The sequence below is a fragment of the Acidiluteibacter ferrifornacis genome (genome assembly GCF_009909615.1).
Classification (GTDB): domain Bacteria; phylum Bacteroidota; class Bacteroidia; order Flavobacteriales_E; family Vicingaceae; genus Acidiluteibacter; species Acidiluteibacter ferrifornacis.
The window spans coordinates 56,421-83,117 of the sequence record NZ_WWNE01000006.1; the positions used below are offsets into that span (position 1 = coordinate 56,421).

A 26,697-nucleotide genomic window follows, 5' to 3' on the forward strand; every position below is an offset into this window, starting at 1 on the left:
CAATTCAACAGATAACTAACAGTTTATTAACAAACACTAAATGCATTAGAAAATGGCGAAATCGATCATCCTTCTATTAAACCTTATTGGAGTTATCATTTTTGAACTATTTTATGGAGAAGTAGTTACAGTAAAACAAGACTTTCCAACCAATATGGAAATAAATGTAACAGATACGATTGTAGTTACTATTTCTAAAAATGAATTGAATGGATTTGCAAAACTTCAACAAGACATCCCAAATGGCTTTAATATTGAAGTAGTGGATTCTAAAGGAGGCACTTTCTCCTTTAAAGATAATATCCTAAAAATTATTTGGATAGCACTCCCTTCTGAAAAAGAATTCCAGATTAGCTACGCCATTACTCCTACAGAGGGAGTGGCAAAAACAGTAACATTTGCTGGTAAATTCTCATACATAGTAGAAAATGAGCGTCAAAATATTGATTTTGGCCCCTCGAGTGTAACAATAGGTGCTTCAGACGCTACTCTTGCTGAGGATTCAGAGGTAACTAAAGAAGAGAAGAATGCAAACAAAAAAAGCGCTAAACAAAATAAACCAAAAAGTGAACTAGTAGCAGAAGGTGATGATTATTTAGTTTATAGAGAAATAGCTCAACTTCAAGATGAGACCAATAAATTCAGAGTAACGCTTATCATAGAAAAAAATGAAATAAATAGTTTTGGAAAGATTGAAGAGACAATACCTTCCGGGTTCGTTGCAACAGAAGAAAATTCAAACGAAGGATTCTTTTCATTTAAGGGCAATCAGGTCAAACTACTTTGGATGGCGCTACCTTTTGGAGAATCGGTTACAGCCTCTTATTTAATTGAAGCTACTTCTGAGATTTCAGGTGAGCCTGAAATTTTTGGAAAATTCTCATTTTTAAAAGACGAAGAGACTTATGCTACAAACCTATCTGCTTCAAAGATAAACACTAACAATCTCACAGAAATTATTCCGACTGAGGAAATCGCTGAGGAGACAGCTACAGAAACACCACTAGAAAAAGTGATTGATGATGCCAAAGAAGAAGTCGCTATGATTGAGAGTGAGGAAATTGTTGAAGCACCAATTGAAACTCCAAAACCAGAGATTAAAGAGGAAAAACTCGTAAGTAACATCACTAATATTCCTTCACCAGAAACTGGAATTAGTTATAAAGTACAAATAGCTGCAGGACATAAAGAAGTTGCTGCAAACTACTTTGCTAAAGTTCATGCTATTAAGGAGCCAGTTGCTACAGAATTTCACGAAGGCTGGAGAAAATATACTGTTGGAAAATTTCCGATTTATAAAGCTGCAAGAGACAAAAGAAATGAAATCTGGGCTGCAAACAACAAAATCTCAGATGCTTTTGTAACAGCATACAACCAAGGGAATCGGATAACCGTGCAAGAAGCTTTAATGATTAGTAAACAGCAATGGTTTAAGTAAGATTCTAAGGGAGCATTCTTCATATTTACAAAAAAGCACGTATATTTAAATTCTGATAACCAGAGTGCAAGCCAATGAAAATCATATCCCTATTTGTAACCTTAGTCTGCCTGTTCTTTTCCACTCAAATATCCGCTCAATATGAGCAAGATACGTTAGAGACTATCGAAAAAACACCTTCTTCATTCACTCCACCAACTGTTGGTTTAGGGGTTGGACTTATTTCATTTTATGGAGATTTACGAGATTATAAATATGGAAACCCTTTTGTAAGCAATCCTGTTTACGAACTATATGTACATCAACCAATCTTAGACTACTTAAGTTTAAATGTTTATTTCATGTTTGGTAAGCTTAGGGTAGAAGAAAGACGAGTAGAAAGAAACTTAAACTTTGAATCTACCATTCGTGCAAGCGGATTAAATTTTGAATATAATTTTGGAAATTTTTTAAACCCTGATAGAAACTTTAGTCCATTCATAACTGCAGGAGTAGAGATTTTTGAGTTTAATTCGAAAACAGATATTCTTGATAAAAATGGTAACCCATATTATTACTGGAGCGACGGAACCATCCGAAATATAGCTCAAGATGATCCCAGTGCAGAGTTTGCAGTAGAAGTTTCAAGAGATTACACGTATGAAACCGATATTCGTGAAGCCAGATTTGGAGGAAAGGAACTGTATCCAGAAAGAGGAGTTGCAATTCCTCTTGGAATTGGATTTGGGCTAAAAATAACCAATCAAATTAATTTTAGATTGGCCTCTACCATGCATCTAACTTTTACCGACAATATTGATGGCATTGATGTTCATTCACCACCAGAAAGACTTGCTAATGATAGAGCAAATGCAAACAATGACTATTTTTTAGCATCAACAGTCTCTTTGACCTATAATTTTAGAAAGGTAGATTCCTATAAAGATGGATTTGATAAGGATGAGGTTATTGATTTTTACGCATATGATAACAACGATTATGATAATGATGGAATCATAGATTTTTATGATAAATGCCCCAATACTCCTGTTGGTGTGGAAGTAGACACACTTGGTTGTCCAATTGATAGTGATGGAGACGGTTTAGCTGATCACTTAGATAAAGAAATTAATTCTCCGGGAACGACTGTAAATGCTGAAGGAGTTTACTTAACAGATGAGATGATCTATGAATCATATCTAAGATATTCAGACACTTCTGGAGAATTCGCTGATGTGGTTTCTACAAATTTTTCAGGAAAAAGCAAAACTCAAAGTAGGTTTAGAATAAATGTAGGAGAATACGCTAGGGGACAAGAGCCTGCGGGAATGGAGCAATTGCTTAACCTTCCTGATTTAAAAACAGAGGTTAAGGATTCTACTGTTTTGTATTCTGTTGGAAGCTCTAACAATTTAGAAGATGTGGTTAAAAGAAAAACTGAAATAAGTCAGTTAGGTCTAAACCCCACGATAGAGGAAAGAAAAAATGATAATAGTTACAGTGATGCAGGTCAACGTGTAAATGAGCTAAAACCTCTTAATAACTCTGGCTCAGGAATTGATCCTAATCAAGTAATATTTAGGGTGCAATTAGGGGCATTTAAATCAAAACCAGATGATTCATACTTCAAAAATGTGGATAACATTATTGTACAAGAGAACGATAATATTTTTAGATATTATTCTGGAGCATTTGACACATTTGAAGCTGCAGCTGCTCACAAAGTAAAGTTGTCTGTGGCAGGATTCAAAGGAGCGTTTGTAGCAGCATTCAAAGGTGGTAAGAAGGTTCCTTTAAAATCAGTTGGTGTTAATCCTATCCAACAATCTCCATTGATTGGAAATTAAAAATTCATGAATAGCTTCTGGGAAAAAGAATCTCTTTTGCATTTTGATGTCATTATAATTGGGGGTGGGATAACAGGTATTTCTGCTGCAATTACGGTCAAAGAGAAAAGCCCGAGTACTTCTGTAGCAATTTTCGAAGCTGGGTCATTTCATTCTGGAGCTACTACCAAAAATGCTGGGTTTGCCTGTTTCGGTAGCATCACTGAACTTCTCGACGATGAACAGTCTATGGGAACTTCTAAAATGCTAGATTTGGTTGAGAAAAGGTGGAATGGATTAAAAAAATTAATCAAAAGAATTGGAGAGTCTAACCTAGACTATCATAATTATGGTGGTTTTGAATTATTGTTCCATCCAATTGATCAAGCTGAAATTGATAGAATTAATCAATTACTCTTTCCTATTTTTAATCAACCAGTTTTCTCAATTAAAAACCAACTTATCCAACAATTTGGGTTTGATCCTCGAAGGGTAAAGCAAATAATTGCAAATCCATTTGAAGGTCAATTGGACAGCGGTAAAATGATGAATCAGCTTCTTAGAATCGCAGGAAGTCTAGATATTAGAATATTTACCAACACAATGGTGAATGAGATAAAATCAAATGTAGTTGAAACGGAGGCTGCAAGTTATACTTGCAATCAAACCGTAATTTGTACCAATGCATTTACGAAGCAATTGTTACCTACTTATGAATTAGATTTGATTCCGGGTCGAGGTCAAGTATTAATTACTAAACCAATACAAAACTTAAAATTTAAAGGGGTATTTCATTATGACAATGGATACTTCTACTTTAGAAATATTGGTAACAGGGTATTATTTGGAGGTGGAAGAAATCTAGCAATGAAAGAGGAAGAAACGACAATTATAGATTTAAACTTTAGCATCCAAAATAAACTCCTCGAAGATTTACATTCAATCATCCTCCCTTCCACTCCATTTGAAATTGACTATCAATGGGCAGGAATAATGGCATTTGGTAAAGATAAATACCCAATAGTAAAAAGAATCAATAATCAACAAACACTGGCTGTTAAATTGGGCGGAATGGGCATTGCCCTAGGTAGCCTAATTGGAGAAGAAATAGCAGAATTAACATTAGAAAAAATTTCCACATGAAAAAGTATTTAATCATTCCCTTCGTTTTATTCCTTGGTTGCACAACGACAAAAGAGTCTACTAAAAAATCAAAATCAATCTCATATACAATAGGATTTTACAATGTAGAAAACTTGTTTGATGTAGAAGATGACCCACTAATAAACGACGATGAATTTGTCCCTGGTTCAGAAAAAGATTGGACTCCCCAGAGATACGAAGATAAACTTATAAAAATAGGCACCGTAATTTTGAATTCTGGGCAAGGAGAGTTCCCATTAGCATATGGGTTGTGTGAAATAGAAAATAAAGCTGTTCTAAATCAACTCATCAATACTGAAATATTATCTGGTGGCAATTATGCCATTGAACACTATGATAGTCCTGATGAAAGAGGTATAGATAATGCTTTTATTTATAGGAAGGATTTTCTGACAGTAGTAAAATCCACTCCAATTTCAATAGATTTAGAGAAACTAGGATATAATGATCAAACGAGGGACATTCTATATGTTGAGACCGTTATTAAAAACACTAAAAAGAAAGTCCACTTTTTTATTAATCATTTTCCCTCTCGTAGTGGCGGACAAGAAGCGTCTGAACCAAAAAGAATGGAAGTAGCCAAAGTTCTCAAAAGCATGGTGGATGATATCGCGCAAAATGAAAAAGATCCATCAATAATAATTATGGGAGACTTTAATGATATGCCGGAAAACAAAAGTATTAGAGAGGTTTTGAAAGCATGTCCTCTAGAAGAGAAGTGTTATCTAAATAATCTTTCATACCCTGAAGCCAAAGCCAATAGAGGAACTTATAAATATAAAGGAGATTGGAATATGTTGGATCAAATAATAGTGTCTAACAGTCTAACTGATACTAGTAATTCCATACATGTTGAAGAAAATAAAGCGCTCATATACCGAGAAGATATTGTAATGTATAACAATGATGCTGGAGATGCTTCTCCAAATAGAACATATGGAGGAAACAATTATTATGGTGGATACTCCGATCATTTGGCAACCTATATTAAACTTATAGTTCGTAAATAACAATTCAAGGAGCTTAACTTTTCTTAACTGTAAAAGGATTCATTTTTAATTAAATTTGGTTTCTTACAATTATTTACGATATGATAAAGGCCTTAAAAATCAGTTTCTGTGCAATTTTACTCTCAGGAATTGCTCCTACTTCATTGACTGCACAAACAATGAGTGCAGAACAAGAAAAAGGAATTCAAAAATTTAATACCCTATTAAGTATAGTTAATTATGCCTATGTAGACACGGTGAATAATTCGCAAATGGTAGATAATGCGATTGTTGCCGTACTAAAAGAACTTGACCCTCACTCCGTGTACATACCCAAAGATGAACTTCAAAAAATGAATGAGCCTTTAGAAGGCAATTTCGAGGGTATTGGGATCCAGTTCAATATTTTAAATGATACTATTACTGTAGTTTCTCCAATTTCAGGAGGACCCTCTGAAAAGTTAGGAATACAGTCAGGTGATAAAATAGTGAATATCGAAGGTGAACTAGTCGCAGGTGTTAAAATTACCAATAGTGGCGTAGCTGATCGGCTAAGAGGTAAAAAAGGCTCGATGGTCAATGTTGAGATTAAGAGGACAGGTGAAAAGAAATTATTATCTTTTGATATAGAACGAGATAAAATTCCAATTTTCAGTTTGGATGCTGCTTATATGGCCACTCCAGAGATTGGATACATTAAAATAAATCGTTTTGCTAGAAATACAACTCAAGAGTTTGATGAGGCGCTTTTAAAATTGAAAAAAGAAGGACTAACTGACCTCATTCTCGACTTAAGAGGCAATGGTGGTGGTTACTTAAACACTGCTTTTACTTTAGCAGATGAATTTTTGGGAGATAAGAAATTAATTGTTTACACCGAAGGATTGAAACAAAGAAGAGAAAACTATGAAGCTACCAATAGAGGAAACTTTGAGAAAGGACGATTAGTCGTTTTGATTGACGAAGGATCAGCTTCAGCAAGCGAAATTGTTTCAGGAGCTATTCAAGATTGGGACAGAGGACTAATAATTGGACGAAGGTCCTTTGGAAAAGGACTGGTACAAAAACCATTTCCTCTTCCTGACGGTTCAGCTGTTAGATTAACAACAGCTAAGTATTACACTCCTACAGGACGTTCCATTCAGAAGCCATATGAAGAAGGGAAAGACGCTTACTATAAAGATATTGTTAATCGATATAAACATGGAGAGTTATTTTCTTCTGATAGTATCAACTTTCCAGATTCCTTAAAATACTTCACCCCAAATCATAGAGTGGTATATGGTGGTGGTGGTATTATGCCTGATTTATTTGTGCCTATTGATACCTCACTTACTTCTGATTATAATTCTAAGCTAATTCGAACTGGCGCATACAATCAGTTTATATTAAATTACTTAGATAAGAATAGAAAAAAACTTTCAAATACCTATCCAACATTCAAAGAGTACAACTCTAATTTTGAGGTCAACAATGATTTATTAGAAGATTTTTACACATACGCTGAAAAAAAGAAAGACATTGAACGCAACTTAGAGGACATTGCAACGTCTGAGAGATTAATCAAAGTTCAATTAAAAGCACTTTTAGCAAGAAACTTATTTGAAGTTTCAGAATACTTTGAAGTAATCAACGAGTTGAATGAAGCATACCAAGAAGCACTAAAAGTATTGCAGAATGACGAATTCATGGGATTACTAGAAGACAATAAAAAATAGTTCATAATTTTACACACAACTAACAATAAACTTTAATTAAAATGAAAAACAACGTACTAATAGGAATTGTAGCCGGAATCGGACTTTTGACCGTTATTAACTCTTACATGATTTTTACAGACAATGGTGTCGACTATCAAAAAACAGAAGCCGTAACACCAACTAATAATATTGCAGCAACTCCTGCAAATCCAAATATGGATATCCAAAGTACTCCTGAAGTGCCTGCAGGTCCTTCTACTTCGATAAAATTTGAAGAAATGGAGCATGATTTTGGAACTATTGAACAAGACACAAAAAACACCAAGATTTTTAAGTTTACTAATACAGGTGAAAATCCATTGATAATTTCTAATGCAACTGGTTCGTGTGGATGTACCGTACCTAACTACCCAAGAAATCCAATCGCACCTGGAGAAACTGGAGAAATTGAAGTTGTTTATAGCCCAGGAAAACAGGTTAATCAACAAACAAAAACTGTAAGTATAACAGCAAATACAGAGCCATCTACTACTGTCTTACGAGTTAAAGCAAATGTTAATCCAGGTGAGCAAACTGAGGGTTAATAAAAAATACAATTATAAAAACGCCTTTTTGATAAACAACAAAAAGGCGTTTTTTTTTAAAATGCCTCTCCGATGGTTAAATAAAATCCATTGGTATTTTGGCCAAATCCCATATCAAGTCGAATATTAATTTTGTCATCTTCATCTAGAGCAAACCTTATTCCTCCTCCATAGGATGGTTTGATAGATTCTAATCTAAATTCACTAAATTCATTAGCAACTGCTGCTATTCCTCCGAAAGCTACTGCCCCTATTCTCCAAAAAAGTGGGACTCGGTATTCTCCTTGAAACACTAATAAATTTTTATCTCTAAATCTTCCTTCGTAATAGCCCCTCATTTTCCTTCGACCACCTAATAGAGCCATTTCATTAAATGGTGGTTTCCCATACATATTTACTGCATAGGTATTCATTGCTAATACCTGATCTTTGAATATACTGATGTATTTCACATAATCTATCGAGATTTTAGTAAACTCAAAAGGACTGCCAAAATATTTGCCATTTTGAGTTAAAACCAATTCTAAATAAGTCCCTTTGGAAGGAAAGTTATAATTATCCCTAGTATCGTAGATGACAATTCCTCCTAAACTAGATACAATTCCACCATTAGCACCCCTTACTTGTCCTTGATCCAATATTCCATTGGTTTCAACATCTCCTACATCATAATTATCAAACCAATACCGTATACCTGCATAAACATTTTTCCGAACCAACTTCGTATAATTCAATCGAACCCTTGAGTAGTTCACTTCGTAGTTTTCTTCTGAAGTAGAATTCGTACTTGACCCTACACCCCAAAAATTATAGGTATAATCATAATAGCCAATTTCACCAAAAGAAAAATATTGATCATTCTTCCAATACAATTGAAACGGTAAATAAAACAAAGATTGTTTTTCTTGAGTATAGGCTCCACCCAATTGAAATTGCGAATTTCTAGCCGTTGGAGACTGTCCTTTAAACCGAAAAGAAAAAAATCCAACAGCACCGAATGCCCAGCGCGTTTCAGGAGTATAGTATACTACTGGAAGAGGTGTAAAATGAAATCGCTTCGTTGAGTCGGGTGTTTGATCTGACTTGTTGTCTTGCGAAAAAACTCCAAGACATAAAAGTAGTGAATACGATAAAAAGGAAAATTTCTTCAAAAGCGATCTTTTAGAGCAATGAAGTTAAATAATTCCATATAAAGAACCACCCTTTTCTGCTAATCGGTCCACACTTTTTTCAACTTCTGGGTCTTTAACTAAAGGTGGGGCATGATGTGGTTTTGTTCGCGCATCAATAATGATTGCAGTTTTAGCTCCCCAATGCTTGTTCTCCATCGTTTCATTTACCCCATAAATATCATGAGATGGATTACTTTTTGTAAAAGTTTCCCAAAGAAAATTATTTAACGTTTTAGCAGTAAAACTACTATCGTCAACAATTAGTATTAAAGGAAATTGATTCAATTCTTCATGATATAACTCAAGATACGCAGCTATTCTCCTTACTCTCCTTTTTTCTATTTCATAGCTTTCGAATGAAGCACCAGAAAAAGCAAGAACCCCTGGAATAACCGATCTAGGTGAAGCAAAATCTTCAGGAATGTTTTCAAATAACGGACAACCTTTTCCAAGTGTACGTTTCTTATCTCCTGAAGCCGCAACCACTAACTTTGAACCAGTGTTTAATCCATCACCACTATAATCTAAAGTGTCAATACTTGTTTTGGTATAGAAGTGAAAATCTCTCTGCAAGTCAATTCGTTCAAGGATTCCTATGAGAAACTCTGCCTCTTCATGAATATCCATTAAGGGGTTATCGGCTTTGTTAGCAATAAAGAGATATTTTGCTAAACTCAACTGACCTGTTCCTAAAATGTGATTTGCGATTGTCAATAGTTCCTTTGGAGCTTGATCTTTTAAATAAGGTGTATACCGCTCACTACCTATTGCAAAAAGCAGTGGGTGGACTCCTGCTGCATCTACAGCATGCACAGCATGTAACCCAGGAATTTCCTGTGGTATAGCTTCTCCAGTCATGTCATGAATTAATGCACCAAAACTCGTATCTTCTTGGGGTGGCCTTCCAACTACTGTAAATGGCCAAATAGCACCCTTGCGATGATAAACCTTTTTTACTTTCATCAACGGAAAGTCATGTTTTAAACTATAATAACCAAGGTGATCTCCAAAAGGCCCTTCAGGTTTATTTTCATTTGGAAAGACCTCCCCAGTTATTACAAAGTCAGCTTCAGAAGAAATAGCGTAACCTTCCTTGTCATAACTATACCTAAACCTCCTAGCTCCTAAAGCACCTGCAAAAGTTAATTCTGAGATTCCCTCAGGCAGGGGCATTACAGCAGAGAAAGTATGCGCGGGAGGCCCACCCACAAAAATACTGACCTTTAAAGGCTGCCCTTTTTCATTAGCTTTGGTTTGATGCACACCAATACCACGATGCAATTGGTAGTGTAATCCTATTTCCTTATCCTGAATATAATCATTCCCACCAAGCTGTATTCGATACATTCCCAAATTTGAATTCATAACACCAGGCTTATCAATATCTTCGCTATAAACGATAGGTAGCGTTACAAACGGACCTCCATCCATAGGCCAACATTGGATTTGAGGAAGTTTAGAAATGGAAGTTTCAAATTCTGTTACTGGGTTCTTACTAGTTTTCTTGGGAAGAGCCGTTAATGCTGTAAAAGGAACTGAAATATTTTTGATCGGATTTTTTAATGCAGAAAGCGGGTCTCCTTTTAATCGAATCAATTGTTCTACTTTAGAGATAGTATCTCTAAACATAAATTTAGACCGTTCGACAGAACCAAATAAATTAGAAACAGCTTGAAATTGGCAGCCCTTTATATTTTCAAATAAGATGGCAGGACCATTATTCTCAAAAACTCTTAAATGTATAGCTGCCATTTCGAGATATGGGTCAACTTCTTCCTTTATTCTAATCAGATGACCATTTTTCTCTAAATCAATAATGCATTCTTGCATGCTTTTGTAGCCCATAAATCCAGTTCAATTTGATATGAAACAAATATAAGATAGAAGAGTTTTCTAGAAGAAAAAAAAGGCCTAAAGTGTTCATCACGATAGGCCTTTATATATTATCTAAATTTTATTATCTTTTTTCCATAGGAACGAAAGGTCTTAAATTTGCCCCTGTATAAATCTGTCTAGGACGACCAATTGGTTCTCCATTTTCTCTCATTTCTTTCCATTGTGCAATCCATCCCGGAAGTCTACCAATTGCAAACATTACAGTAAACATAGAAGTTGGTATTCCAATTGCTCTGTAAATAATTCCTGAATAGAAGTCTACATTAGGATATAATTTTCTTTCGATAAAATACGGATCACTCAATGCAACTTCTTCAAGACCTTTAGCAATTTCTAGAATTGGATCATTTATTCCCAATTTAGCCAAAACGTCGTCTGCAGCCTTTTTAATAATCTTCGCTCTTGGGTCAAAGTTTTTATATACTCTGTGACCAAAACCCATCAATCTAAAAGGATCGTCTTTGTCTTTAGCTTTAGCCATATATTTTTTAACATCTCCACCATCTGCTTGAATAGCCTCTAACATCTCTATAACAGCTTGATTCGCTCCACCATGAAGTGGTCCCCACAATGCATTAATACCACCTGATATAGAAGCATACAAACTAGCATGCGAAGAACCAACAAGTCTAACAGTTGATGTAGAACAGTTTTGCTCATGATCAGCATGTAGAATTAACAACTTATCTAACGCACTTGCAACAACTGGATCTACTTTATAATCATCAGTTGGCAAAGCGAACATCATCTTTAAAAAGTTGGAGCAGTAGTCCAATCGATTATCAGGATAGTTAACAGGATGTCCAATTTCATTCTTATATGCCCAAGCCGCCATAGTTGGCAATTTGGCTAAAATTCTCAAGATACTAAGATTAACACCTTCTGCAGATCTATTCGGATCTAATGATTCAGGATAAAATGCTGTCAATGAAGAAACCAATGAAGATAAAACTCCCATTGGGTGAGCATTAGAAGGGAACCCATCTAAAATACTTTTAATATCTTCATGTATTAAAGTGTGATGAGTAATTTTTGATTTAAAGTTTTCAAGTTCTTTGGCAGTTGGTAACTCTCCATTAATCAATAAATATGAGACCTCTAAAAAAGTAGATTTTTCAGCTAATTCCTCTATCGAATACCCTCTGTACCTCAAAATACCTTTTTCTCCATCTAGAAAAGTTATTGCGCTTTCTGTTGAACCAGTATTTTTAAATCCTGGATCTATCGTAACTAAACCAGATTCGGCTCTTAATTTAGCAATATCAATTGCACGCTCGCCTTCGGTTCCTTCAATAATAGGGAGCTGGTATACTTGGTCACCAACTTTAACTTCTACAAATTCAGACATATATATAATTATGTTTAGAGTGTTATTTTTTCTTATTCAATTCTTACAAATAGCAATATCTGCAAGGCATTTTGGGTTTGCTAATTTAGCCAACAAACCAGCAAATCACAAATACTTATCTAGCAAATTTGAAGCTTTTTCCTGGAAATATTGCACCACTGCCTAATTCCTCTTCAATTCTTAATAGTTGGTTATATTTTGCCATTCTATCAGACCTAGAAGCAGAGCCTGTTTTAATCTGTCCAGTATTTAATGCTACTGCTAAATCCGCAATAATACTATCTTCTGTTTCCCCCGAACGATGACTCATCACAGCTAAATATGAATTTGTTTTTGCCATATCCACAGCGTCAATTGTTTCTGTCAAAGTTCCAATTTGATTTACCTTAACAAGAATTGCATTTGCAATGTTCTCATCAATCCCTCTTTTTAATCTCTTTACATTTGTAACAAACAAATCATCTCCTACCAACTGTACATCTTTACCGATATAATCAGTCAACTCTTTCCATCCTTTCCAGTCGTCTTCAGCAAGCCCATCCTCAATTGAAATAATAGGATATTTATTAGTCCAATCTTTCCAATAACTTGCCATTTCTGATGGTGATAATTTATCTCCAGTAGATTTATGAAAGTGATACACATTCTCTTCTGATTTATAGAATTCTGAAGCTGCTGCATCCATAGCTATATATACGTCTTCTCCTGGACGATAGCCTGCAGACTCAATCGCTTTTAAAACATACTCAATAGCTTGTTCATTTGATTTTAAATTAGGTGCAAATCCACCTTCATCACCAACGTTGGTACTGTAATTCTCTTTCTTTAAAACAGTCTTAAGATGATGAAATATCTCTGTTCCCATTCGTAAAGCTGTACTAAAAGTATCAGCGCCTACGGGCATTACCATGAACTCCTGGAAATCTATGCTATTATCTGCATGTGAACCACCATTTAAAATGTTCATCATTGGGATAGGTAACGTTCTTGCACTAACTCCTCCTATGTATTTATGTAGAGATTGACCTGATGATAAAGCACCTGCTCTTGCAATAGCAAGTGAAACACCTAACATTGCATTCGCACCTAAATTTGATTTATTCTCGGTTCCGTCAAGATTAATCAAATGATGATCAATAGCATTTTGTTCAAAAACTGAAACCCCAGTCAATTCCTTCGCTATTGTTGTATTGACATTTTGTACAGCTTTAAGTACTCCTTTTCCAAGATAGATACCTTTGTCACCATCTCGTAACTCAACTGCTTCATGAATTCCGGTTGAAGCTCCGGATGGAACAGCTGCTCTGCCCATAGCTCCGTTTTGAGTCATTACTTCAACCTCTATGGTAGGATTCCCTCTTGAATCTAATATTTGTCTTGCATGAACTTTAGCTATGTAACTCATATAACTAGTTTTTATTTTGTTTAATTAATTCTATAAAATCATCAAATAAATATCTTGAATCATGAGGCCCAGGAGAGGACTCCGGGTGATATTGTACTGAAAATACAGGTTTATTTTTTAATTTCATTCCAGCAAGAGAATTATCATTCAAGTGAACATGCGTCATTTCAACATCTGGATTCAAACTCAAAGAATTTACATCAACCACAAAGCCATGATTCTGAGATGTAATCTCTCCCTTTGTGGTTAATAAATTCTTAACCGGATGGTTTATTCCCCTGTGTCCATTGTGCATTTTTAAAGTTTTTAAACCATATGAAAGACCCAGTAATTGATGACCTAAACAGATTCCAAAAATAGGAAGACCTGAGTCTACAAAGGTCTTTATAGTCTCGACATTTGAGGACATAGAAGAAGGATCTCCAGGTCCATTACTAAGCATAATTCCATCAGCTCCCCATTCTTTTATCTCATCCAATTGAGTATTCATCGGAAATACTTTCAATTTGCAATTTCTATCTGTTAAACATCGTAGAATATTCTTCTTTGTTCCATAATCCAAAACAGCAACTTTATAAGCAGCATCAGGACTTCCAAGCTCGTATGCTTCTTCAGTTGAAACTCGCGATGACAACTCTAGCCCTTGCATAGATGGTGTTTGCTTCAATAAATTCTTCAATCTATCTAAATCCTCAACTTCTGAAGAAATGATAACATTCATAGCTCCTTTATCACGAATATAACGCACCAAAGCTCTTGTATCAATATCTGAAATAGCAACAATATTATTATTCACAAAATAGTTTTGAAGCGAATCATTTGCCATCGAGCGGCTATAAGTAGAGGCAAACTTTTTACAAATTAAACCGTTAATTTTTACAGCTTCTGACTCAACTTCATCATTACTTACCCCATAATTGCCAATATGAGCAGTGGTACAAACCATAATTTGACCTAAATAAGAGGGATCAGTATAAATTTCTTGGTACCCAGTCATTCCGGTATTAAAACAAATTTCTCCTGTTGCCGTCCCCTTTAACCCAGCAGACTTACCATAGAAAATTGTACCATCCTCTAAAATAATAACTCCTGGAGAAGCATTTAAGTATTTCATAATAAGCTATAAAGTTTAAAAAATTACTCAAAAAAAAAGATAAAACTAACGTTTTATCTTTTTTATATTTTCTATGAAAGCCAATTAGTCATTCTTTGTATTGTCAGACTCTTCAGCATTGTTTGTGCTCGTTTCAGCAGTAGTATCAGCAGCTTTTTTAGCACCACCTCTACGACTTCTCTTTGGCTTAGCAGCTGCTTTTTCAGCACCGCCAACATAAAGATCATTGAAATCTACTAATTCCATCATACACATCTCTGCATTATCACCTAAACGATTTCCAGTCTTAATGATACGAGTATATCCTCCAGGTCTGTTTGCGATTTTAGGTGCTACCTCCCTGAATAACTCAGAAACCGCATCTTTACTTCTAAGGTAACTAAATACAGTTCTACGCATGTGAGTTGAATCATCCTTTGACTTTGTAATCAAAGGCTCTACATATCCTCTCAAAGCTTTAGCTTTAGCCAATGTTGTATTAATTCTCTTGTGCTCAATTAAAGAACAAGCCATATTCGAAAGCATTGCTTTTCTATGACCACTTTTTCTACTTAAGTGGTTAACCTTTTTACCGTGTCTCATTTTCCTTAGTCCTTATCTAATTTATACTTCGCTACATTCATACCGAAATGAAGACCCTTCTTTTCAACTAATTCGTCTAGTTCGGTTAATGATTTCTTTCCAAAATTTCTGAATTTCAATAGATCACTCTTATTGAAAGTTACAAGCTCTCCTAAAGTTTCAACATCTGCAGCTTTCAAACAATTTAATGCTCTAACAGAAAGATCCATATCGACTAATTTGTTTTTCAACAACTGTCTCATGTGCAATGAATCTTCATCAAACTCTTCTACCGCTGATTTTTCTTCACTATCAATTGTAATCTTTTCATCAGAAAACAACATAAAGTGTTGAATTAAAATCTTAGCAGATTCTTTTAAAGCTTCTTTTGGGTGAATTGATCCATCGGTTTCGATTGTTAAAACTAACTTCTCGTAATCCGTTTTCTGTTCAACTCTGTAATTCTCTATATTATACTTAACATTTTTAATAGGAGTATAGATTGAGTCTATTGGAATAACACCTACAACTGATTCAGGTAATGCATTCTCTTCAGAAGGAACATATCCTCTACCCTTATTAATAGTAATTTCGATAGTCAACTTAACAGATGTTTCCATGCTGCAAATCACTAAATCAGGATTCAAAACTTGAAAAGCTGATGTAAACTTACCGATATCACCTGCAGAAAAATTCTCTTGATTACTTACTGTAATAACTACTTTCTCGCTATCAGTTCCTTCTATTTGTTGTTTAAAACGAACTTGCTTTAAGTTCAAAATAATTGAAGTAACATCTTCTACTACGCCTTTAATAGTTGCGAACTCGTGATCAACTCCCTCTATTTTTAAAGAAGTTATCGCAAATCCTTCTAAAGAAGAAAGTAAAATTCGGCGAATAGCATTACCAATAGTAATTCCATAACCTGGTTCTAATGGACGAAACTCAAATTGACCTTCGAAATCGTTAGATTCAATCATTATTACCTTGTCAGGTCTTTGAAAATCTAATATTGCCATGTTTATTTTTTCTAGTGAATGAATAGATTATTTAGAGTACAATTCCACGATAAGCTGCTCCTTGATGTTCTCAGGGATCTGCTCTCTTTCTGGAGAAATAATAAACTTCCCTTTCATAGAAGCATTATCCCACTCTAACCAATCAAAATTATTTTTTCTTGATGCCAAAGAAGCCGTAATCGTTTCTAAAGACTTTGACTTTTCTCGTACTTCAATAACATCTCCTGCTTTTACAGTGTATGAAGGAATGTTTACTACATTTCCATTAACAACGATATGTCTATGACCTACTAATTGGCGAGCTGCACTTCTTGTAGGAGCAATTCCAAATCTAAAAACAACGTTATCTAAACGTGCTTCACAAAGCTTCAATAAGTTTTCCCCTGTAATACCTTTCAGTCTGTTTGCCTTTTCAAAGATATTAGCAAATTGTTTTTCAAGGATACCATAAGTATACTTTGCTTTCTGCTTTTCCATTAATTGAATAGAATATTCAGATTGCTTTCCTCTTCTTTTATTAGGACCATGCTGTCCAGGAGGATAATTCTTTTTTTCTAACGCTTTGTCTGCACCAAAAATCGGTTCTCTGAATTTTCTTGCAATTTTAGATTTAGGACCTGTATATCTTGCCATTTCTAATAATTATTTTTCTTGATAAAAATCTAAAGTATAAATTAAACTCGTCTACGTTTCGGAGGACGACATCCATTGTGAGGAACTGGAGTTACATCAATAATTTCTGAAACTTCAATACCTGAATTATGAATTGTTCTGATAGCAGATTCTCTACCTGCACCAGGACCTTTTACATAAACCTTCACTTTTCTTAATCCAGCTTCATGTGCTACTTTAGAACAATCTTGCGCAGCCATCTGTGCTGCATAAGGTGTATTCTTTTTAGAACCCTTAAATCCCATTTTCCCTGACGAAGACCAAGAAATTACTTGTCCTGTAGAATTCGTAAGTGAAATAATTATGTTATTAAAGGTAGCGTGTATGTGCGCCTGCCCTACAGCTTCAACCTTAACTATTCTTTTCTTTTTCGCAGTCGATTTTGCCATCTTCTATACTTTATTTACTATTTAGTAGCTTTCTTTTTGTTTGCAACAGTTTTCTTCTTTCCTTTTCGAGTACGAGCATTATTCTTCGTCTTTTGTCCTCTTAAAGGCAATCCAACTCTGTGTCTAACTCCTCGATAACAGCCAATATCCATTAATCGCTTAATGTTCAATTGAGTTTCTGATCTAAGAGCACCCTCTACTTTAATACCATCTGTGATAATCTTTCTAATTGCAGAAAGTTCATCATCGTTCCAGTCCTGAACTTTAGTATTCCAATCAACTTTAGCTTCAGTTAAAATATTCTGGGCAGTCTTTCTACCAATACCATAAATGTAAGTTAAACCGATTTCACCTCTTTTGTTCTTCGGTAAATCTATACCTGCTATCCTAGCCATATATGCTTAATTTATTTCTTAATTACTATCCTTGTCTTTGTTTGAACTTAGGGTTCTTTTTGTTGATCACGTAAAGTTTTCCCTTTCTTCTAACAATTTTGCATTCCGCACTTCTCTTCTTAATTGATGCTCTTACTTTCATGTTTACCTATTTTTCGGGGCGCAAAGTTATGATTTTTATTTTATTATTTATACCTATAACTAATTCTTCCTTTCGATAAATCATAAGGTGACATTTCAACCTTAACCTTATCTCCCGGCAATAGCTTGATATAGTGCATTCTCATCTTCCCTGAGATATGTGCAATTATTTCATGCCCGTTCTCAAGTTCAACTCGAAACATTGCATTTGACAACGCTTCTACTATCACTCCATCTTGTTCTATTGACTTTTGCTTAGCCATAAATTTATTTCAATTGTTTATTTAATGCTTCTTCAATATATTCATGTGTTGACAAAACTTCGGCTTTCCCTTTTCTCACAACTACATCATGCTCAAAGTGAGCTGATGGTTTGTTATCCGAAGTAATTATTGTCCATCCATCTTTATCCTGACGAACTCCCTTACTTTTTAAGTTAATCATTGGCTCGATTGCAATCACTAAACCCTCCTTCAAAATCATACCTGAACCACGCTTACCGTAATTCGGAACTTCAGGTCCTTCGTGCAATTCTCTTCCTAATCCGTGTCCAACAAGTTCTCTAACTACACCATATCCTCTAGACTCGGCATGAGCTTGAATTGCGTATCCTATATCTCCGATACGATTTCCAGCAATAGCAGCAGCTATACCCAACTCAAGAGATTCCTTTGTCGTTCTAAGGAGATTTTTGATTTCATCACTTACATCTCCAACTTCGAAAGTATAAGCAACGTCACCGTGAAAGCCATTCATAAATACACCACAATCCAAAGAAATGATATCTCCATCTTTTAGTGGCTTATTATTTGGTATACCATGCACAACGGCTTCATTCAAAGAAGCACACAATGTATTAGGAAAACCATTGTAATTTTTAAAACTTGGTACTCCACCATTGTCTCGGATAAATTCTTCTGCAATTTTATCCAGTTCCAATGTAGTTATGCCAGGTTTAACTAAAGGTGCTACCTCGGCCAATGTTTTACCAACAAGTAAAGAACTCTGTCTTATTAATTCAATCTCTTCTTCTGTCTTCAAATAAATCATTCCTAACCCGCCATATTAATGCTAGAACGACCTTTGATTCTACCCGACTTCATCAATCCATCATAATGACGCATCAACAAATGACTTTCTATCTGTTGCAATGTATCTAAGATAACACCCACCATAATCAACAGCGATGTACCACCAAAGAATTGTGCGAATTGAGCATTCACTCCAAAAATTCCCGCAAAAGCTGGTAAAATAGCTACCAATGCTAAAAATATAGATCCTGGCAACGTTATCCTTGATAATACATTATCAAGAAATTCTGCTGTTCTTTTACCAGGTTTTACACCAGGAATAAAGCCTCCATTCTTTTTCATTTCATCTGCCATCTGATTAGGATTTACAGTTACTGCAGTATAGAAGTACGTAAATGCAATAATCATCAACGCGAATATAAAGTTATACCAGAATCCAGTATAATCACTTAAAGCAGCTGCAAAAGAACCAAGTGTTTCAGAATCACCGAAACCTGCTAAAGTTATAGGAATAAACATAATTGCTTGAGCAAAAATGATAGGCATAACACCCGCAGCATTAACCTTTAAAGGTAGATATTGTCTCACACCACCATATTGTTTATTACCAACAATACGTTTTGCATATTGTACAGGCACCCTTCTAGTTCCTTGAACTAATAGAATAGTACCAACAATAATAACAAGTAGTAAAACTAGCTCTACAAGTAATATTACTAAACCTCCATCTTTTAATCTAGAAGCAAATTCAGCAACAAAGGCAAAAGGTAGATTTGCAATAATACCTATCATAATAATCAATGAGATACCGTTACCAATTCCCTTTTCAGTAATTCTTTCACCCAACCACATGACGAACATTGTACCAGTGATCAAGATGATAACAGTAGTAAACCACCAAAAGAAAGTATCAGGTCTAACCATAGCTCCACCTCCTGTGAATTCAGGAACTTGAGATGCGATGTACCCAGGCGCTTGAAAACCAACTATAGCAATAGTTAAAAAGCGAGTAATTTGATTGATTGTTCTTCTACCACTTTCTCCTTCTTTTTGTAATTTCTGAAAATAGGGAATGGCAATTCCCAATAATTGAACTACAATTGAAGCACTAATATATGGCATAATTCCTAAAGCAAATATTGATGCTCTTGAAAAAGCACCACCTGCAAATAAGTCTAATAAACCTGCTATACCACCACCTGAACCGCTGTTAGCGATTTGTAGAGCCTCTGAGTCCACACCTGGGAGGACTACATAAGAACCTAATCTATATATCAATAAAAAACCTAGGGTATTCAAAATACGCACCCTAAGGTCTTCAATTTTAAAAATATTTTGTATTGTCTCTAGGAATCGCTTCATTTTGGAATTAAATTAATTCTGCTTTACCACCTTTGGTTTCAATTGCTTCTTTTGCTGTTTTGGAGAATGCATGAGCATGTACTTCTACTGAAGCATCCAATGTTCCTCTACCAAGTATTTTAACTAAACTGTTTTTAGAAGCAAACCCGTTATCGATAAATGCATCAAAATCAATTTTTGTTAACTTTTTTGAATCTACCAGAGTTTGAAGAGTATCTAAGTTGATACCAACAAATTCCTTTCTATTAATATTAGTAAATCCAAACTTTGGAACTCGTCTTTGAAGTGGCATTTGTCCTCCTTCAAAACCAACCTTCTTAGAATAACCTGATCTAGATTTTGCACCTTTATGGCCTCTAGCAGCAGTACGTCCTTTACCAGAACCAATACCTCTACCTATTCTTACTTTAGCACTTTTATTTGAACCTTCTGCAGGTTTTAGATTACTTAAATCCATTCTAAAAATATTTTAAATCTCTTCTACAGAGACAAGGTGTTTAACTTTATTAACCATTCCTAAAACTTGAGGAGTTCCCTCTACTTCTACAGATTGATTGTTTTTTCTTAAACCAAGAGCAATCAACGTTCTTTTTTGTCTCTCAGGTCTACCTATGTAACTTCTTACTTGTGTGATTTTAATCATTCCCATCTCTATCAATATTATCCGTTAAAAACAGTATTCAAATCAACACCTCTATGCTTAGCAACTGTATAAGCGTCACGCATCGTAGCTAGAGCTTCAATAGTAGCTTTAACTACGTTGTGAGGGTTAGAAGAACCTTTTGACTTAGCAAGTACATCAGTAACACCTACACTCTCTAAAACTGCACGCATTGCACCACCGGCAATTACCCCTGTACCATGAGCAGCAGGCTTCAAAAATATCTGAGCACCACTATACTTTCCGTATTGTTCATGAGGAACAGTACCGTTTACAATTGGAACCTTAATTAAGTTCTTCTTTGCATCGTCGATACCTTTAGCGATTGCTTCAGTAACTTCATTAGCTTTTCCTAATCCGTGACCTACAACTCCATTTTCGTTTCCTACCACAACTATTGCAGAGAAACTAAAATGTCTACCTCCTTTAGTTACTTTAGTAACTCTTTGAATTCCTACAAGCTTATCTTTTAATTCGATTTCGCTTGACTTTACTCTTTTTATATTCGCGTTTGCCATAATCTAATCCTATTTGCTAATTAAAAGTTTAAGCCACCTTCACGTGCACCTTCTGCCAATGACTTAATTCTACCGTGGTATAAATAACCATTTCTATCAAAACTTACCGTTTCGATTCCGGCAGCCTTTGCTTTTGCAGCAGCAGCTTTACCTACTAAAGCTGCCTTTTCTACTTTATTAGCTTTCGACTTTGCTATTTCAGCTTCAGATGAAGAGGCAGTCAACAATGTAGTTCCCGTTGCATCGTCAATAAGTTGAACGTAAATTTCCTTATTACTTCTGAATACAGACATTCTTGGTCTATCAGAAGATCCTTTAACGACCTTTCTAACTCTTCTCTTAATTCGAATTCTTCTATCTTTCTTTGATAAAGCCATGATTTAATATTATTTAGAGGCTGATTTACCAGCTTTTCTTCTTAATTGTTCTCCTTTAAACTTAATTCCTTTTCCTTTATAAGGTTCAGGCTTTCTAAGTGATCTAATTTTTGCTGCTACTTGACCGATCAATTGTTTATCGTACGATTCCAAAGTAACAGTAGGGTTTTGACCTCTTTCACTTGCTGTAGTAACTGAAACCTCTTCTGGAATTTCAAACACAATATTGTGAGAAAAACCAAGAGATAACTCCAATCTCTGTCCTGTATTAGCGGCTCTGTAACCAACACCTACTAACTCTTGAACTGTTTTATAACCTTCAGATACACCAACAATCATATTGTTAATCAAAGATCGATATAAACCATGCATCGCTTTATGAGGCTTCTGCTCAGTTTGTCTAATCAATTCAACGTGACCTTCTTTCACTTCTACAGTGATAGCGGTATCAACTTGCTGAGTTAAAACACCTTTCGGTCCCTTTACAGTAACTAAATTCTTATCAGAAACTGTAACTTCAACACCTTTTGCTATTTTAACCGGAGCTTTTCCTATTCGTGACATAACTTAACTTATTTCAATTCTTAGTAAACGTAACATAAAACTTCACCACCAACTTTCAAATTATTAGCTTCTTTATCGGTCATTACACCTTTAGAAGTTGAAAGAATAGCTACACCTAAACCATTAATTACACGTGGTAAATTATCTGATTGAGCATATTTACGAAGACCTGGCTTACTAACTCTTGTTAAATTTCTAATTGCTGATTCTTTAGAAACAGGGTGGTATTTCAAAGCAATTTTAATGTTCCCCTGAGTATTTACACCTTCTTCAAATTTATAATTCAAAATATAACCTTTTGAATGAAGAATCTTTGTAATCTCTTTTTTCAAATTAGAAGCAGGTATGTCTACTACTCTATGTTTAGCAGCTACTGCATTTCTAACTCTTGTTAAATAATCTGATATTGGATCTGTCATTTTTAAACTATTACAATATTACCAACTAGCTTTTGTTACTCCCGGTATTAAACCATAAGAAGCCATCTCTCTAAATTTTACCCTTGAAATACCAAATTGACGCATATATCCTTTTGGTCTTCCTGTTAATTTACATCTATTGTGTAATCTAACTGCTGAAGAATTTTTAGGTAATTTCTGTAATGCTTCCCAATCACCTGCCTCTTTTAAGGCAGCTCTCTTATCGGCATATTTTTCAACCAGTCTTTGTCTTTTACGCTCTCTGGCTTTCATTGATTCCTTTGCCATAACTATGCTTCTTTATTAGTTTTCATAAATGGTAAACCAAACTCTTTTAATAAAGCTTTTGCTTCATCATTTGTTTCAGCAGTAGTAACAAAAGTAATGTCCATACCGCTAATATTATTTACTTTATCAATATTGATCTCTGGGAAAATAATTTGCTCTTTAATACCAAGAGTATAATTACCTTTTCCATCAAAACCTTTATTACTGATTCCTTTAAAATCTCTTGTTCTAGGTAAAGAAACTGAAATTAGACGGTCTAAGAATTCGTACATTCTTTCTCCTCTTAAAGTTACTTTAACACCAACAGGCATTCCCTTTCTTAATTTAAAGTTAGAGATATCTTTCTTGGAATAGGTAGCAATTGCTTTCTGACCAGTAATCATTGAAATCTCGTTAACTGCCGAATCAATTAATTTCTTATCCGATACGGCTTTACCAACACCTTGGTTGATACAAATCTTAGTTAATTTAGGAATTTGCATTACACTTTTGTAATCAAATTGCTTCATCAAAGAATCCTTAATCGTTTCTTTGTACTGCTCTTTAAGTCTTGGTGAATAGTTCATTACTTAATTACCTCCCCTGATTTTTTGTTAAATCTTACTGTTTTTCCATCTTCTACTTTTCTACCAGTCTTAGCAGCGACTCCTTTAGAATCAACAACCATTAGGTTAGAAATATGAATAGGAGCATCTTGCTCAACGATACCACCTTGTGGGTTTGCAGCATTAGGCTTAGTATGTTTACTAACCTTTTTAATTTCATCGCCTTCCACTAAAGCTCTTTTGGTGTCAGGATAAACCTTAATAACTGTACCCATCTTATTTTTAGATTCTCCAGCTAAAACTTTTACTTTATCCCCTTTCTTTATATGTAACTTAGACATAGTCTTATTAGATTTCAATTTATTTATAATACCTCAGGTGCTAAAGAAACAATTTTCATAAATTGTCTATCTCTTAATTCACGTGCAACAGGTCCAAATATACGAGTACCTCTCATTTCACCTGCAGCATTAAGAAGAACTACAGCATTGTTATCAAATCTGATATAAGAACCATCAGGTCTTCTTATCTCCTTTCTAGTTCTAACCACTACTGCTTTAGAAACTGCACCTTTTTTAATATTACCAGAAGGGATCGCACTTTTCACAGAAACAACTATCTTATCTCCAATTCTAGCATATCTTTTTCCAGTACCACCTAAAACGCGAATACATAAAACCTCTTTCGCACCGCTATTATCTGCAACAGATAATCTTGACTCTTGCTGTATCATATTACTTAACTCTTTCTATGATTTCTACTAATCTCCAGTTCTTACTCTTACTTAAAGGACGAGTTTCCATGATCTTTACAGTATCACCAATATTACACTCATTCTTCTCATCATGAGCCATAAACTTGGAAGTTTTCTTAATAAACTTACCGTAAATTGGGTGCTTTACTTTACTTTCTACAGCAATCGTAATAGACTTCTCCATCTTATTACTAAGAACAACACCTATTCTTTCTTTTCTTAAATTTCTCTTTTCCATCGAAGTAATTTTCTTATTTAGCTACTTGAAGCTCTCTCTTCCTAATTTCAGTTTTTAGTCTAGCAATAGTTTTTCTAGCAACTGTTATTTGTTTTGGATTTTCCAAAGGAGAAACTGCATGACTCATCTTTAACTTTTCGATAAGTGTTACATTTTCTGCGAGCTGCTCTTGTAGATCATCTGTAGAAAGATTTTTTATATCTGCTTGTTTCATTTGTATCCTGTTTTAGATTATGCTTTATAATCTCTTCTAACAATAAATTTAGTCTTAACCGGTAGCTTTTGTGCTGCTAACCTCATTGCTTCTTTTGCAACCTCTAAAGGCACACCATCCGCTTCGAACAAAATACGGCCAGGCTTAATTGTCGCTACCCATAACTCAGGTGCTCCTTTACCTTTACCCATCCTTACTTCTGCAGGCTTCTTTGTAACTGGCTTATCTGGAAAAATACGAATCCAAATTTGACCTTCTCTCTTCATGTATCTTGTTACTGCAATACGAGCAGCCTCAATTTGTCTAGCAGTAATCCATGCAGCATCCATAGTTTTGATGGCAAAACTTCCAAAAGCAATCTCCGAACCTCTTCCGGCATTACCTTTCATTCTACCCTTCTGCATTTTTCTAAACTTCGTTCTCTTCGGTTGTAACATCTCTTTCTACTTTATTCTATCGTTACTTAAATCTTCGAAATATTATTTTCTTTTCTTTCCTCTAAATCTATTTCCAGCATCAGCTCTACCTTGACCACCTTTTGTTGGTTTGTTCGAACCTATGTTTGGTGATAAATCTCTCTTCCCGTATACTTCGCCTTTACAAATCCAAACTTTCACACCTATTCTACCATAAGTAGTATGTGCTTCCGCTAAAGCATAATCTATATCTGCTCTAAATGTGTGTAAAGGGGTTCTACCTTCTTTATAAGACTCTGTACGTGCCATCTCAGCACCACCTAATCTACCCGCAGTAGAAATCTTAATTCCTTCAGCACCCATTCTAATTGAAGAGGCTACAGCCATCTTAGAAGCTCTTCTAAAAGAAATTCTTCCTTCGATTTGTCGAGCTACACTATCAGCAACTAATTGTGCATCTAATTCAGGACGTTTAATTTCAAATATATTTATTTGAACATCCTTTTTTGTCAACTTTTTTAACTCTTCACGAAGTTTATCAACCTCTTTACCACCTTTACCGATGATAATACCTGGACGAGAAGTGTTAATAGTAACAGTGATTAACTTCAACGTTCTTTCAATAATAATTTTTGAAATACTAGCTTTTGCTAAACGCGCCATCAAATATTTTCTAATTTGATCGTCTTCTGCTAACTTATCGCCGTAATTTCTACCGCCATACCAATTTGAATCCCATCCTTTGATGATTCCTAATCGATTGGCTATTGGATTTACTTTCTGTCCCATTATATACTGATATTCTTCGTAAACAATTATTATTTCACACTATCAACAATGATAGTAACGTGGTTAGATCTTTTTCTAATTCTATGTCCTCTTCCTTGCGGAGCAGGTCTCAAACGCTTGAGCATACGAGCGCTATCAACTTTCACCATACTTACAACAAGTTTGTGGTCTTCTGGTCTCTCACCCTCATTCTTAGCTTCCCAGTTGGCAATAGCTGAACGAAGTAATTTCTCCATTTTCCCTGCTGCATCCTTAGAACTAAACTGTAACATATATAAAGCTTTAGTCACTTCCTCGCCTCTGATCATATCAGCTACTAACCTCATTTTACGTGGTGAAGTAGGGCAATTCTTTAAACTAGCAAAACTTACCGTTTTGTTCGCTTCTTTTCTCTCGTTTGCTCGTAATCTTTTTCTAGCACCCATAGTTCAATTTTTTACTTTCTTCCTTTATCCTTTTTATTACCACCATGGCCTCTGTAAGTTCTTGTTGGAGCAAATTCTCCTAACTTATGACCTACCATATTCTCTGTAACATAAACAGGAATAAATTTATTACCATTGTGCACTGCTATTGTTAATCCTACAAAATCAGGAGTAATTAAAGAGGCTCGTGACCAAGTTTTAATAACATTTTTCTTTCCTGAACTCTGTGCTTCTTCAACTCTTAGAGCTAATTTATAATGCACAAATGGTGGTTTCTTTAATGAACGACTCATACTCTAGCTGT

Annotated in this window: 36 protein-coding genes; 6 read left to right on the forward strand and 30 right to left on the reverse strand. The window is 35.0% G+C overall.

The annotated features are described in order from the left end of the window. The first annotated feature begins 52 nt into the window (after positions 1 to 52). The 6 genes from GQN54_RS06740 (at position 53) to GQN54_RS06765 (ending at position 7,680) form a co-directional block, all read left to right on the forward strand. On the forward strand, positions 53 to 1,438 hold the full coding sequence (locus tag GQN54_RS06740; RefSeq protein WP_160632771.1) for a hypothetical protein: 1,386 nt from the start codon (positions 53 to 55) through the stop codon (positions 1,436 to 1,438). Positions 1,439 to 1,512: 74 nt separating this feature from the next. Further along, positions 1,513 to 3,264 (forward strand): DUF6089 family protein, encoded by a 1,752-nt coding sequence (locus GQN54_RS06745; RefSeq protein WP_160632772.1) that lies wholly within the window; start codon positions 1,513 to 1,515, stop codon positions 3,262 to 3,264. A 6-nt stretch (positions 3,265 to 3,270) separates the two neighbouring features. Next, complete coding sequence (locus GQN54_RS06750) at positions 3,271 to 4,386, forward strand: NAD(P)/FAD-dependent oxidoreductase (RefSeq protein ID WP_160632773.1); 1,116 nt, start codon at positions 3,271 to 3,273, stop codon at positions 4,384 to 4,386. Beyond that, positions 4,383 to 5,417: an endonuclease/exonuclease/phosphatase family protein gene (locus tag GQN54_RS06755; RefSeq protein ID WP_160632774.1), complete on the forward strand. Its 1,035-nt coding sequence runs from the start codon at positions 4,383 to 4,385 to the stop codon at positions 5,415 to 5,417. Before GQN54_RS06750 ends, GQN54_RS06755 begins: the two co-directional genes overlap by 4 nt. Before the next feature lie 80 nt (positions 5,418 to 5,497). Beyond that, positions 5,498 to 7,114: a S41 family peptidase gene (locus tag GQN54_RS06760; RefSeq protein WP_160632775.1), complete on the forward strand. Its 1,617-nt coding sequence runs from the start codon at positions 5,498 to 5,500 to the stop codon at positions 7,112 to 7,114. A 41-nt stretch (positions 7,115 to 7,155) separates the two neighbouring features. After that, positions 7,156 to 7,680 carry a DUF1573 domain-containing protein gene (locus GQN54_RS06765; protein ID WP_235932996.1) on the forward strand — a complete coding sequence of 175 codons (525 nt, stop codon included), beginning with the start codon at positions 7,156 to 7,158 and terminating at the stop codon, positions 7,678 to 7,680. A gap of 56 nt (positions 7,681 to 7,736) precedes the next feature. On the opposite strand, the gene GQN54_RS06770 is transcribed toward GQN54_RS06765, so the two are convergent. The 30 genes from GQN54_RS06770 to rpsS form a co-directional block, all read right to left on the reverse strand. Beyond that, positions 7,737 to 8,831, reverse strand: a complete 1,095-nt coding sequence (locus GQN54_RS06770) for a BamA/TamA family outer membrane protein (RefSeq protein ID WP_160632776.1) — start codon at positions 8,829 to 8,831, stop codon at positions 7,737 to 7,739. A 24-nt stretch (positions 8,832 to 8,855) separates the two neighbouring features. Continuing rightward, a complete protein-coding gene (locus GQN54_RS06775) occupies positions 8,856 to 10,697 on the reverse strand; it encodes a UbiD family decarboxylase (protein ID WP_160632777.1) in 1,842 nt (613 codons plus the stop codon). Between the two features lie 112 nt (positions 10,698 to 10,809). Continuing rightward, positions 10,810 to 12,096 carry a citrate synthase gene (locus GQN54_RS06780; protein WP_160632778.1) on the reverse strand — a complete coding sequence of 429 codons (1,287 nt, stop codon included), beginning with the start codon at positions 12,094 to 12,096 and terminating at the stop codon, positions 10,810 to 10,812. Between the two features lie 115 nt (positions 12,097 to 12,211). Beyond that, on the reverse strand, positions 12,212 to 13,501 hold the full coding sequence (gene eno / locus GQN54_RS06785) for a phosphopyruvate hydratase (RefSeq protein WP_160632779.1): 1,290 nt from the start codon (positions 13,499 to 13,501) through the stop codon (positions 12,212 to 12,214). Between the two features lie 4 nt (positions 13,502 to 13,505). Beyond that, the gene (gene carA / locus GQN54_RS06790; RefSeq protein WP_160632780.1) at positions 13,506 to 14,615 is read right to left on the reverse strand and encodes a glutamine-hydrolyzing carbamoyl-phosphate synthase small subunit; all 1,110 of its coding nucleotides are present in this window, start codon (positions 14,613 to 14,615) and stop codon (positions 13,506 to 13,508) included. Positions 14,616 to 14,699: 84 nt separating this feature from the next. Continuing rightward, the gene (gene rplQ, locus GQN54_RS06795; protein WP_160632781.1) at positions 14,700 to 15,197 is read right to left on the reverse strand and encodes a 50S ribosomal protein L17; all 498 of its coding nucleotides are present in this window, start codon (positions 15,195 to 15,197) and stop codon (positions 14,700 to 14,702) included. 5 nt (positions 15,198 to 15,202) lie between these two features. Beyond that, entirely contained in the window at positions 15,203 to 16,195 is a 993-nt protein-coding gene (locus GQN54_RS06800; protein WP_160632782.1) for a DNA-directed RNA polymerase subunit alpha, read from the reverse strand. Positions 16,196 to 16,222: 27 nt separating this feature from the next. After that, positions 16,223 to 16,828 carry a 30S ribosomal protein S4 gene (rpsD, locus tag GQN54_RS06805; protein ID WP_160632783.1) on the reverse strand — a complete coding sequence of 202 codons (606 nt, stop codon included), beginning with the start codon at positions 16,826 to 16,828 and terminating at the stop codon, positions 16,223 to 16,225. Positions 16,829 to 16,869: 41 nt separating this feature from the next. Next, a complete protein-coding gene (gene rpsK / locus GQN54_RS06810; RefSeq protein ID WP_160632784.1) occupies positions 16,870 to 17,256 on the reverse strand; it encodes a 30S ribosomal protein S11 in 387 nt (128 codons plus the stop codon). Between the two features lie 17 nt (positions 17,257 to 17,273). Next, positions 17,274 to 17,651 carry a 30S ribosomal protein S13 gene (gene rpsM / locus GQN54_RS06815; RefSeq protein WP_160632785.1) on the reverse strand — a complete coding sequence of 126 codons (378 nt, stop codon included), beginning with the start codon at positions 17,649 to 17,651 and terminating at the stop codon, positions 17,274 to 17,276. A gap of 25 nt (positions 17,652 to 17,676) precedes the next feature. Then, positions 17,677 to 17,793: a type B 50S ribosomal protein L36 gene (gene ykgO, locus GQN54_RS06820; RefSeq protein ID WP_160632786.1), complete on the reverse strand. Its 117-nt coding sequence runs from the start codon at positions 17,791 to 17,793 to the stop codon at positions 17,677 to 17,679. 43 nt (positions 17,794 to 17,836) lie between these two features. Then, positions 17,837 to 18,055, reverse strand: coding sequence for a translation initiation factor IF-1 (gene infA, locus GQN54_RS06825; RefSeq protein ID WP_160632787.1), 219 nt, complete (start codon positions 18,053 to 18,055; stop codon positions 17,837 to 17,839). Positions 18,056 to 18,059: 4 nt separating this feature from the next. Continuing rightward, entirely contained in the window at positions 18,060 to 18,842 is a 783-nt protein-coding gene (gene map / locus GQN54_RS06830; protein WP_160632788.1) for a type I methionyl aminopeptidase, read from the reverse strand. Positions 18,843 to 18,844: 2 nt separating this feature from the next. Then, positions 18,845 to 20,185, reverse strand: a complete 1,341-nt coding sequence (gene secY, locus GQN54_RS06835) for a preprotein translocase subunit SecY (RefSeq protein WP_160632789.1) — start codon at positions 20,183 to 20,185, stop codon at positions 18,845 to 18,847. 7 nt (positions 20,186 to 20,192) lie between these two features. Next, positions 20,193 to 20,642, reverse strand: coding sequence for a 50S ribosomal protein L15 (rplO, locus tag GQN54_RS06840; protein WP_160632790.1), 450 nt, complete (start codon positions 20,640 to 20,642; stop codon positions 20,193 to 20,195). A gap of 12 nt (positions 20,643 to 20,654) precedes the next feature. Further along, entirely contained in the window at positions 20,655 to 20,834 is a 180-nt protein-coding gene (gene rpmD, locus GQN54_RS06845) for a 50S ribosomal protein L30 (protein ID WP_160632791.1), read from the reverse strand. A gap of 11 nt (positions 20,835 to 20,845) precedes the next feature. Continuing rightward, positions 20,846 to 21,364, reverse strand: a complete 519-nt coding sequence (gene rpsE, locus GQN54_RS06850) for a 30S ribosomal protein S5 (RefSeq protein WP_160632792.1) — start codon at positions 21,362 to 21,364, stop codon at positions 20,846 to 20,848. A gap of 20 nt (positions 21,365 to 21,384) precedes the next feature. Further along, positions 21,385 to 21,741: a 50S ribosomal protein L18 gene (gene rplR / locus GQN54_RS06855; protein ID WP_160632793.1), complete on the reverse strand. Its 357-nt coding sequence runs from the start codon at positions 21,739 to 21,741 to the stop codon at positions 21,385 to 21,387. Positions 21,742 to 21,750: 9 nt separating this feature from the next. After that, complete coding sequence (gene rplF, locus GQN54_RS06860) at positions 21,751 to 22,305, reverse strand: 50S ribosomal protein L6 (protein WP_160632794.1); 555 nt, start codon at positions 22,303 to 22,305, stop codon at positions 21,751 to 21,753. A gap of 20 nt (positions 22,306 to 22,325) precedes the next feature. Then, on the reverse strand, positions 22,326 to 22,724 hold the full coding sequence (gene rpsH, locus GQN54_RS06865; protein ID WP_160632795.1) for a 30S ribosomal protein S8: 399 nt from the start codon (positions 22,722 to 22,724) through the stop codon (positions 22,326 to 22,328). A gap of 18 nt (positions 22,725 to 22,742) precedes the next feature. Continuing rightward, entirely contained in the window at positions 22,743 to 23,012 is a 270-nt protein-coding gene (rpsN, locus tag GQN54_RS06870) for a 30S ribosomal protein S14 (protein ID WP_160632796.1), read from the reverse strand. 2 nt (positions 23,013 to 23,014) lie between these two features. Beyond that, a complete protein-coding gene (gene rplE, locus GQN54_RS06875; RefSeq protein WP_160632797.1) occupies positions 23,015 to 23,578 on the reverse strand; it encodes a 50S ribosomal protein L5 in 564 nt (187 codons plus the stop codon). Continuing rightward, on the reverse strand, positions 23,578 to 23,898 hold the full coding sequence (gene rplX, locus GQN54_RS06880) for a 50S ribosomal protein L24 (protein ID WP_160632798.1): 321 nt from the start codon (positions 23,896 to 23,898) through the stop codon (positions 23,578 to 23,580). The genes rplE and rplX overlap by 1 nt, the downstream gene beginning before the upstream one ends. A 23-nt stretch (positions 23,899 to 23,921) precedes the next feature. Then, complete coding sequence (rplN, locus tag GQN54_RS06885) at positions 23,922 to 24,290, reverse strand: 50S ribosomal protein L14 (protein WP_160632799.1); 369 nt, start codon at positions 24,288 to 24,290, stop codon at positions 23,922 to 23,924. 1 nt (position 24,291) lies between these two features. Beyond that, positions 24,292 to 24,549 carry a 30S ribosomal protein S17 gene (gene rpsQ, locus GQN54_RS06890; protein WP_160632800.1) on the reverse strand — a complete coding sequence of 86 codons (258 nt, stop codon included), beginning with the start codon at positions 24,547 to 24,549 and terminating at the stop codon, positions 24,292 to 24,294. Between the two features lie 13 nt (positions 24,550 to 24,562). Continuing rightward, positions 24,563 to 24,763: a 50S ribosomal protein L29 gene (gene rpmC, locus GQN54_RS06895; protein WP_160632801.1), complete on the reverse strand. Its 201-nt coding sequence runs from the start codon at positions 24,761 to 24,763 to the stop codon at positions 24,563 to 24,565. A 17-nt stretch (positions 24,764 to 24,780) separates the two neighbouring features. Further along, on the reverse strand, positions 24,781 to 25,200 hold the full coding sequence (gene rplP / locus GQN54_RS06900; protein ID WP_160632802.1) for a 50S ribosomal protein L16: 420 nt from the start codon (positions 25,198 to 25,200) through the stop codon (positions 24,781 to 24,783). Between the two features lie 42 nt (positions 25,201 to 25,242). Then, a complete protein-coding gene (gene rpsC, locus GQN54_RS06905) occupies positions 25,243 to 25,968 on the reverse strand; it encodes a 30S ribosomal protein S3 (RefSeq protein ID WP_160632803.1) in 726 nt (241 codons plus the stop codon). A 29-nt stretch (positions 25,969 to 25,997) separates the two neighbouring features. Next, positions 25,998 to 26,393 carry a 50S ribosomal protein L22 gene (rplV, locus tag GQN54_RS06910; RefSeq protein WP_160632804.1) on the reverse strand — a complete coding sequence of 132 codons (396 nt, stop codon included), beginning with the start codon at positions 26,391 to 26,393 and terminating at the stop codon, positions 25,998 to 26,000. A gap of 11 nt (positions 26,394 to 26,404) precedes the next feature. Next, the gene (gene rpsS / locus GQN54_RS06915) at positions 26,405 to 26,686 is read right to left on the reverse strand and encodes a 30S ribosomal protein S19 (protein WP_160632805.1); all 282 of its coding nucleotides are present in this window, start codon (positions 26,684 to 26,686) and stop codon (positions 26,405 to 26,407) included. Between the last annotated feature and the right edge of the window lie 11 nt (positions 26,687 to 26,697).